Consider the following 413-nt stretch of genomic DNA (forward strand, 5'->3'; position numbering starts at 1 on the left):
GGCCACGGTCGTGGGGATGATGTGCAGCAGGAAGCCGACGATGGTGGTCTCGTGGGCTTTCGCCGCATAGTCGGCGATCTTGTCGCTGTGCAGGCTGGCCGGGTCGACGTTCATGCCCGCGCCCGGCTGGACCACGTTGGCCACGATCAGGCCGACGATCAGGGCCAGGGTCGAGAAGGTCAGGAAGTAGGCGAAGGCCTTCAAGGCCACGCGGCCGAAGCGTCCCAGGTCGCGCATGCCGGCGATGCCGGTGACCACGGTCAGGAAGATCACCGGGGCGATGACCATCTTCACCAGCTTGATGAAGGCGTCGCCCAGCGGCTTCAGGTCGGCCCCGAACTTGGGCCAGAAATGGCCGATCAGCGCCCCCGCCACGATGGMGACCAGCACCTGCACGTAGAGGTGCGTGTACC

The 413-nt window shown here is 66.3% G+C and carries 1 protein-coding gene; it reads right to left on the minus strand.

The annotated features are described in order from the left end of the window. Positions 1 to 413: cation:dicarboxylate symporter family transporter (locus AB4111_RS31210; protein ID WP_442035147.1), on the minus strand; the 413-nt coding region annotated here is incomplete at both ends.

Source organism: Paenibacillus sp. 2KB_22, from assembly GCF_052115745.1.
Lineage (GTDB): Bacteria > Bacillota > Bacilli > Paenibacillales > Paenibacillaceae > Paenibacillus.